The 8,308-nt window shown below is 62.6% G+C and carries 8 protein-coding genes; all 8 read left to right on the forward strand.

Going from position 1 to position 8,308, the window contains the following annotated elements:
* The coding region (locus tag EOA22_RS17505; RefSeq protein WP_348629494.1) for a DUF6537 domain-containing protein at window positions 1-682 on the forward strand (682 nt) is incomplete at its 5' end.
* A 144-nt stretch (window positions 683-826) separates the two neighbouring features.
* Entirely contained in the window at window positions 827-3,139 is a 2,313-nt protein-coding gene (locus tag EOA22_RS17510) for an EAL domain-containing protein (protein ID WP_063169839.1), read from the forward strand.
* Window positions 3,140-3,474: 335 nt separating this feature from the next.
* Window positions 3,475-4,254, forward strand: a complete 780-nt coding sequence (locus tag EOA22_RS17515) for a hypothetical protein (protein WP_013528206.1) — start codon at window positions 3,475-3,477, stop codon at window positions 4,252-4,254.
* Window positions 4,255-4,373: 119 nt separating this feature from the next.
* Window positions 4,374-4,523 carry a DUF3096 domain-containing protein gene (locus EOA22_RS17520; protein WP_013528205.1) on the forward strand — a complete coding sequence of 50 codons (150 nt, stop codon included), beginning with the start codon at window positions 4,374-4,376 and terminating at the stop codon, window positions 4,521-4,523.
* Window positions 4,524-4,729: 206 nt separating this feature from the next.
* Complete coding sequence (locus EOA22_RS17525) at window positions 4,730-4,954, forward strand: aa3-type cytochrome c oxidase subunit IV (RefSeq protein WP_013528204.1); 225 nt, start codon at window positions 4,730-4,732, stop codon at window positions 4,952-4,954.
* Window positions 4,955-5,039: 85 nt separating this feature from the next.
* Window positions 5,040-6,320, forward strand: coding sequence for a Re/Si-specific NAD(P)(+) transhydrogenase subunit alpha (locus EOA22_RS17530; protein ID WP_063169840.1), 1,281 nt, complete (start codon window positions 5,040-5,042; stop codon window positions 6,318-6,320).
* Window positions 6,317-6,745, forward strand: coding sequence for an NAD(P) transhydrogenase subunit alpha (locus EOA22_RS17535; protein ID WP_024501908.1), 429 nt, complete (start codon window positions 6,317-6,319; stop codon window positions 6,743-6,745). The genes EOA22_RS17530 and EOA22_RS17535 overlap by 4 nt, the downstream gene beginning before the upstream one ends.
* Window positions 6,746-6,751: 6 nt before the next feature.
* Complete coding sequence (locus EOA22_RS17540; RefSeq protein WP_013528201.1) at window positions 6,752-8,149, forward strand: NAD(P)(+) transhydrogenase (Re/Si-specific) subunit beta; 1,398 nt, start codon at window positions 6,752-6,754, stop codon at window positions 8,147-8,149.
* The last annotated feature ends 159 nt before the right edge of the window (window positions 8,150-8,308 follow it).

Raw genomic sequence — 8,308 nt, forward strand, 5'->3', positions numbered from 1 at the left:
GGCCACGGACACCGCCGAGACGCTGGACGACATCATTGCCCGCCGCGTCGCCTTCCTGACCGCCTATCAGAACGCCGCCTATGGCAGGCGTTATGCCGGAAAACTGGCCGCGTTGCGCGCCGCCGAAGCGAAGGCCGTGCCTGGTTCGACCGCGGTGTCGCAGGCTGCCGCCAGGAACCTGTTCAAGCTGATGGCGATCAAGGACGAATACGAGGTGGCGCGTCTTTACACGGACGGCTCTTTCGCCGCCGAACTGGGCAAGCAGTTCCAGAGCTACGAAAGGCTCGAATTCCACCTCGCTCCGCCGATCATGGGCCGTCGCGGCAATGACGGAAGCCCGCGGAAATCGAGCTTCGGCCCGTGGATGATGAAGGGTTTTCGCGTGCTGGCGGCGATGAAGGGCCTGCGCGGCACTGCCTTCGACCTGTTCGGCTACACCGCCGAACGGCGCATGGAGCGGCAGCTGCTGGCGCGGTACGAGGCGGATCTGGAGCTCATCGCCGGATCGTTGGCCCCAGCCAGGGTCGATGCGGCGGTTGCGCTGGCCTCGGTGCCTGCCCTCATCCGCGGCTATGGCCACGTCCGCCAAGCCAGCGCGCAAAAGGCCGCCGGCGAGCGCCAAAGGCTGCTCGAACGCCTGTCGAGTACGCCGGCGCGGCCCGAACTTCAGGCCGCCGAATGACCGATACGCCTTGTTTACCTGAACGACAGTTTCCTTGCTTTCCGCTGCGTCACCCGGCTTGACGGCAGGAGCGCGAGGGTCTCTCTAAATCTTTCTTAAGGCGGATGTGGCACTGCTTGGCTCCCCAGGGTTGGGATTCAGGCGTTGAATCTGCGAAAAAAGAACGAGATCCCGGTCGACGTCTATATTCCGTTCGTGGAAACCCTGTTTCGCGACGGGCTGACGCTTTCGATCGGCATTCTCGCGCAGACTTTCCTGATCGGCCTGGTCTGGTGGAAGGGCGGCGATCCGCGGTATTTGCTGGTCGCGATCTCGATGGTTCTCATCGGTGTGTTCCGCATGAGAAACTTTCGAAAATACAACAGCATGCCGTCGCCGACGACCTGGGAAGAGGCGCACAAGCGTGAGAATGACTACATTCTCTATGGCTCCCTGCATGGCTTGACGCTTGGCGCTTTCTGCCTGCTCGGCATCTATTTCGCGCGCGATGGTTTCGCCGAAATCGCCTCCGTTTGCCTGACGCTCGCGACGGCGACCTCCATCGCCGGCCGCAACTACGGCTCGCCGCGCATGGTCACCATCCTGACCATTGCCTTGACCTGGCCGATCTCGCTTGGCTTCCTGCTGCGCGGCGACATCTACCATGTCCTCCTCGGGCTGCTGTCGGCGCCGTTCCTGTTCGCCATCCGGAAATTCGCCAACACCGTACGCGATGTGCTTTTTGCGGCCGTCTCGGAAGAGAAGAAGGCCAACCGCATTGCCCAGCGCTTCAACCGGGCGCTCAACACCATGTCGCACGGCCTTGTCATGCTCGGTCCGGACGGCCGCGTCGCGGTGGCCAATGCCGAGGCCGCGCATCTGATGTCGCTCAAGTCGCCCGACGCGCTGCTCGGACGGTCGATCCACGGTCTGTTGATGCGCGGTGTCGCCGGCGGCATGCTGGCGCCCAAGGATTGCCGCTACATCGAGGCGCAGCTGACGCGTGCCCTGCGTGAGGGTCGCGACCGCAAGGTGCTGGTTTCCCTCGCCAACGGCCAGCATTACGAGTTCTCGGCTCGCGAGGGCAGCCAGGAACTGGGCGTCATCACCTTCGAGGACGTCACCGCCCGTGTCGAGGCGGAAGACAAGATCCGCTTCATGGCACGCTACGACAATCTCACCGGCCTGCCCAACCGGGCCTATTTCCATGAATTGGTGGGCGAGGCCATGGCGTCCGGCGATCGCGACCGTCTCTGCGGCCTTGCGGTGCTCGATCTCGACGATTTCAAGAGCGTCAACGACACGCTTGGCCATCCGATCGGCGACGGCTTGATCTATGCCGTTGCCGAGCGGCTTGGCGCCATTGCCAAGCAAGATATCACGGTCAGCCGTTTCGGTGGCGACGAGTTCATGATCTTCTTCGACCGCGTCGAGGATGAGAGCCATCTGACCAGCCAGCTCGACGAGATATTCGCCGGCCTGCAAGGGGAAGTCGACGTCGCCGGTCACGGGCTGCGCATTCAGGCCAGCGGCGGCGCGGTGCTGTCACGGGTCAAGGATACCGATGTCGACGCCATGATCGTGAAGGCGGACCTGGCGCTCTACAAGGCCAAGGAACTCGGCAAGAACAGCTGGCGATTGTTCGAAGCTTCGATGGATGCCGCCTTCCGCAACCGTCAGCTGATGAAGGCGGATCTGCGCACCGCGGTAGAGGGCAAGAGCCTGCGGGTGGTCTATCAGCCGATCGTGGCGATGAGCACCATGCGTATCGCCAGTTGCGAGGCGCTGTGCCGGTGGGATCATCCAGATCTCGGGCCAATCTCGCCCAGCATCTTCATTCCGCTTGCCGAGGAAATGGGCATCATTTCCGAGATCAGCACCTTCGTGCTGCAGGCAGCCTGCGCCGAATGCGCCAAATGGCCCGACCAGACCAGCGTTTCGGTCAATCTCTCGGCCAAGGATTTCCGCAGCCGCGATGTCATCCAGAAGGTTCGCGATGCGTTGGCCGGCACCGGCCTCGCCGCCAGTAGGCTCGAGATCGAGGTCACCGAAACGGCGCTGCTCGACGACAAGTCGCTGACGCGCCAGTATATTGAGGAGCTGAAGCAGCTTGGCGTGCGCATCGCGCTCGACGATTTCGGCACCGGCTATTCGAGCCTGAGCTACCTGCACAAGCTGCCGCTCGACAAGATCAAGATCGACCGCTCTTTCCTGATGGACGTCACCCAGAATCCCCGTTCGCTCGAGCTGCTCAAGGGTATCGTCAACCTGTCGCGGCCGCTGGGGCTTTCGGTGACCGTCGAAGGGGTCGAGACCTTCGAGCAGCTCAAGATCCTGGCGCTGCAGGTCAAGCCTGATCTTGTCCAGGGGTTCCTGTTCGGTTCGGCGCTCAGCGCTTCCGGCATCGAGACGATGTCGAACACGGTATGGCCCTTCGCCAAGGATATCAGGACCGCCAAAAAGGCGGTACGCCGCTGATTTGCGGCGCCTGGCGCATGGTGCCCAGGCACTGAGAGCCCATCCCTGTTTCCATCAGGATTGAACAGGCGCCCAGGCTTTAGGCATTCACTGCATTCGAGGTTTCTTTGCACATCGCGGGCCATGCCAGAATTTCAGCCGCTTCCCGTCATGTTCGAGACACGCTCTTTCCCCGTCGCGACGCAGAAAACGAAGAAAACCACCAATTTTAGTTTTATTTTAGCAATCGTTAACCTTAACGACTGGTAAACGGGCTGCTTCCTGTTTTCATCTTTTACATCCCAAGACCCTGTCGTAGTGTCGGATCGCGGCGGCAATGTACGGGGATTGAGTTGATGATTGTGCAGTTGAGTTCGCTTCGTCCGGTGACGGGCGAGGACGGCAAGGACGCCGCCGACACCATGTCCAGCTTCGCCCGCAACGTTTCGGCGATGCTTGAGCGGACAGAGTACCGCCGCTGCGACAAGGGCGAAGATCTCGAGGACATCTACCGCCTGCGCTACAAGTCATATCGCTCGAACGATATGGTGCCCGACAACGAAAACCATACCATTCACGATGAGCTCGACGAGGCACCGAATGTGTACCGCTTCGGGGTCTATATCGACCAGGAACTCGTCAGCACGCTGCGTATCCATCACGTCACCTTGGCGACGCCGATGTCGCCTTCCACCAAGGCCTTTGGCGACATCGTCATGCCGATGCTTCGTGACGGACTGAGCTTCATCTGTCCCAGCCGGTTTGCGTCCGATCCCGAATGGTCGCGCGTCTACCCGCAGATTCCCTACCTGACGCTGCGGCTGGCCGGCATGGCGTGCTTCCATTTCAACGCGCCCTACTGCCTGTCGACCATTCGTGAGGATCACGCCGGCTTCTACAAGCGTATCTACTACTCGGAGAAGATCAGCGAGTCGCGCGCCTATCCGGGCGTTTTCAACAAGGTCGTGCTCTACCGCGCCGACGTCAACGCAATCCGCGAGCGGTCCTTCTCACGGTTCCCGTTCTTCCGCTCGACGCCAATGGAGCAGCGCATGCTGTTCGATACGCCGCATGTCGGGGAACTCGCGCCGCTGACCATCCTGCCGACGGCAAAATACTATCACGAAGCCGCCTGATACGGCAGGGATCCACACGATTTTGCAGGGCCGACAGGAGCCTTTTGGCGACTTCGGCGTTCTGGGTGAGGCCACGAGCAGCGCTCCGGGTCGATCTGAGGTTTTTGAGGGAACCCGCCATGACCATTTCCACACTTGCGCTAACCCCGCTCATCTCGCTGATCGCCGGCGTGCTGATCCTGGTCATGCCAAGGCTGTTGAACTACATCGTCGCGCTCTATCTGATCGTCGTCGGGTTGCTCGGGCTATTTCCGCATCTAGCCGGCTGAGGCTCCGGCTTAGGCCACGCAAGCGTCCGCCCTTCGGAGTTCCGCATCAAGCATCAGAATCCAGCGATCGGACTCCGTCGCGGCGTCGACTGCTGGCTTCAATCTTTCTTTGAGGCAGTTGTCGGTTGTTGTGCGGCAATAGCGCCATTGCTCTCGGCGCGGCTTTTCGCTATGTGCCTGAAAGATGTCTTCGAAGGGGTATTCCTATGGCTGATCACTCGCCGACTGGTCCTGTCGAACTGGGCGCGAAGATGGACTATGCCGAGCATGACCGCACCTATGCGGGCTTCCTCGCGCTGGCCAAGTACGGCTCGCTGTTTTGTGGCGCCCTGCTCCTGGCGATGGCCTTCGGCTTCTTCGCGGGCGGCTTCTTCTCGGCGACCATTCTGTTCGTGCTGATTCTGGCTGTCGGCGCCTTTATCCTCCGATAGATTTTTCCGACATCTTGTCCACGGCGCCGCCGCGAGGCCGGCCGGCGTCTTGCGGGAAATAGCTTCCGGCCGAAAGGATCATGCGGTGGGACAGACGGTTTTCATCCCTCGTGAGCTCGATGCCAACGAGCCGCGCGTCGCGGCTTCGCCCGATACGGTGAAACGGCTGGCGGCGTTGGGCTTCGACGTCGTCGTCGAGGCCGGTGCCGGTCTGAAATCGCGCATCATCGATGCCGACTATGCGAGCGCCGGCGCTGCTATCGGCAAGGCTTCCGATGTCGCCAAGGCCGATGTGGTGCTGAAGGTGCGCCGGCCTGGTGATGCCGAGCTGAAGAGCTACAAGCCCGGCGCGGCTGTGATCGCCATCATGGACCCCTACGGCAACGATGCCGCCGTGGCAGCTCTTGCCAAGGCCGGCGTCACCGCTTTCTCGATGGAATTCATGCCCCGGATCACCCGCGCGCAGTCGATGGACGTTTTGTCCTCGCAGGCCAATTTGGCCGGCTATCAGGCGGTGATCGACGGGGCTTCGGAATATGACCGCGCCTTGCCGATGATGATGACGGCGGCCGGCACGGTGCCGGCGGCGAAGGTCTTCATCATGGGCGTTGGCGTCGCCGGCCTGCAGGCGATCGCCACCGCGCGCCGGCTTGGTGCGGTTGTCACCGCCACCGACGTTCGCCCCGCCGCCAAGGAACAGGTCGCCTCGCTCGGCGCCAAGTTCCTCGCGGTCGAGGACGAGGAATTCAAGGCGGCCGAAACGGCCGGCGGCTACGCCAAGGAAATGTCGAAGGAATATCAGGCCAAGCAGGCGGCACTCACATCAGAGCACATCGCCAAGCAGGATATCGTCATCACCACGGCGCTCATTCCCGGCCGGCCGGCGCCCAAGCTGGTCTCGGCGGCGATGGTCGCTTCGATGAAGCCGGGCTCGGTGATCGTCGACCTCGCGGTCGAGCGCGGCGGCAATGTCGAGGGCGCCGAAGCCGGCAAGGTGGTCACCACCGCCAACAACGTCAAGATTGTCGGCCATCTCAATGTGCCTGGCCGCATCGCGGCGTCGGCCTCGCTGCTTTATGCCAGGAACCTGTTCGCCTTTCTCGAGACGCTGGTCGATAAGACGGCCAAGACGCTTGCCATCAATCGCGACGACGATCTGGTCAAGGCAACGATGCTGACCGATGGCGGCAAGGTGGTTCATCCGGCTTTCGTGAAAGCCGACCAGCAGCCGGCAAAGGGCCAATATGTCGAGCCGGCCGCGATCCCGGCCAAGACCATGGTCGCCGATGCTTCGCCCAAGAAAGCCGCGCCCAAGAAGGCGGCCGCACCCAAGTCGCCCTCGTCGAAGCCGAAAGGGATCGCGTGATGGACCAGACCCTGCAGAAAGCCCTCGACCAGCTCGACCAGGCCTCCGCCGCCGTCCGGCTGGCGGTGCACAATCTGGCGACCGCGCCCGGCGGCACTGACGCGGCCGGTGATGCCGCGCATGCGCTCTCCGGCGGCGCCATCGATCCCTTCGTCTTCCGCTTCGCCATCTTCGTCCTGGCGATCTTCGTCGGCTACTACGTCGTCTGGTCGGTGACCCCCGCACTGCATACGCCGCTGATGGCCGTCACCAATGCCATCTCCTCGGTCATCGTCGTCGGCGCGCTGCTTGCCGTCGGCATCGCCGCCTCCGGCATTGCCGCGGGCTTCGGCTTCGTCGCGCTGATGCTGGTTTCGGTCAACATCTTCGGCGGCTTCCTCGTCACCCAGCGCATGCTGGCCATGTACAAGAAGAAGGACAAGTAGAGCGCCATGAACGCCAACTTCGCGTCCTTCCTCTACCTCGTCTCCGGTGTCCTGTTCATCATGGCGCTGCGCGGCCTGTCGCATCCGACCACCAGCCGCCAGGGCAATCTCTACGGCATGATCGGCATGGGTATTGCCATCGCCACCACACTGGCTCTGGCGACCCCGTCCGCCGGCCGCTTCGGCCTGATCGTGCTCGGCCTTGCCATTGGCGGCGGCGTCGGCGCCGTTACCGCGCGCCGCATCGCCATGACCTCGATGCCGCAGCTGGTCGCTGCCTTCCACTCGCTGGTCGGCCTCGCCGCCGTCATGGTGGCGGCTGCCGCGATCTATGCCCCGGAAAGCTTCGGCATCGGCACGGATGGCGACATTCATGCCCAGGCCCTGATCGAGATGAGCCTTGGCGTCGCCATCGGCGCCATCACCTTCACCGGCTCGGTCATCGCTTTCCTCAAGCTCGATGGCCGCATGTCCGGCAAGCCGATCATGATCGGCGCACGCCACTTCATCAACGCCGCACTTGCTATCGCGCTCGTCGTGCTGATCGTGTTGCTGGTCACCACCGAGTCCAAGCTGGTCTTCTGGCTGATCGTTGCCGCCTCGCTGGTGCTCGGTATCCTGCTGATCATCCCGATCGGCGGCGCCGACATGCCGGTCGTCGTCTCGATGCTGAATTCCTATTCCGGCTGGGCGGCGGCGGCGCTGGGCTTCACGCTCGGCAATCTGGCGCTGATCATCACCGGCGCGCTGGTCGGCTCATCCGGCGCGATCCTGTCCTACATCATGTGCAAGGGCATGAACCGAAGCTTCATCTCGGTCATTCTCGGCGGCTTCGGTGGGGAGACGGCAGCGGCCGCCGATGACGGCATCGAACGCACGGTCAAGCAGGGTTCTGCCGACGATGCCGCCTACCTCATGATGAACGCCCAGAAAGTCATCATCGTGCCGGGCTACGGCATGGCGGTTGCCCAGGCGCAGCATGCGCTGCGCGAAATGGCCGACAAGCTCAAGGCCAATGGCGTCGACGTGAAGTACGCCATCCACCCGGTCGCCGGCCGCATGCCCGGCCACATGAACGTGCTGCTCGCCGAAGCCAATGTGCCCTACGACGAGGTGTTCGAGCTTGAGGACATCAACTCGGAGTTCGCGCAAGCCGACGTTGCCTATGTCATCGGCGCCAACGACGTCACCAACCCGTCCGCGCGCGACGACAAGTCCTCACCCATCTACGGCATGCCGATCCTCGACGTCGACAAGGCGCGCACCTGCCTGTTCGTCAAGCGCTCGCTCGGTTCCGGCTATGCCGGTATCGACAACACGCTGTTCTACAAGGACGGCACCATGATGCTGCTCGGCGACGCCAAGAAGATGACCGAAGAGATCGTCAAAGCCATGGATCACTGATCCGGGATAAGCGCCGGGACACGCCAAGAATCGCCCGGCTTCGCGCCGGGCTTTTTCTTGGCAGGCTTTCTTGGCTTGACGGCGATTTCGGCGCTACGATGACGAATTCCCGCCTCGACGGCGGGATTGTCGTCGACGGGGCGGTTGGTGCCTGACCCG

The organism is Mesorhizobium sp. M7A.F.Ca.US.014.04.1.1, from assembly GCF_003998745.1.
GTDB classification, from domain to species: Bacteria; Pseudomonadota; Alphaproteobacteria; order Rhizobiales; family Rhizobiaceae; genus Mesorhizobium; species Mesorhizobium ciceri.

Excerpts from the sequence above, each read along its gene's own strand:
- EOA22_RS17515 (WP_013528206.1), top strand. The coding sequence starts at position 3,475 with ATGATTGTGCAGTTGAGTTCGCTTCGTCCGGTGACGGGCGAGGACGGC.
- EOA22_RS17520 (WP_013528205.1), top strand. The coding sequence starts at position 4,374 with ATGACCATTTCCACACTTGCGCTAACCCCGCTCATCTCGCTGATCGCC.
- EOA22_RS17525 (WP_013528204.1), top strand. The coding sequence starts at position 4,730 with ATGGCTGATCACTCGCCGACTGGTCCTGTCGAACTGGGCGCGAAGATG.
- EOA22_RS17540 (WP_013528201.1), top strand. The coding sequence starts at position 6,752 with ATGAACGCCAACTTCGCGTCCTTCCTCTACCTCGTCTCCGGTGTCCTG.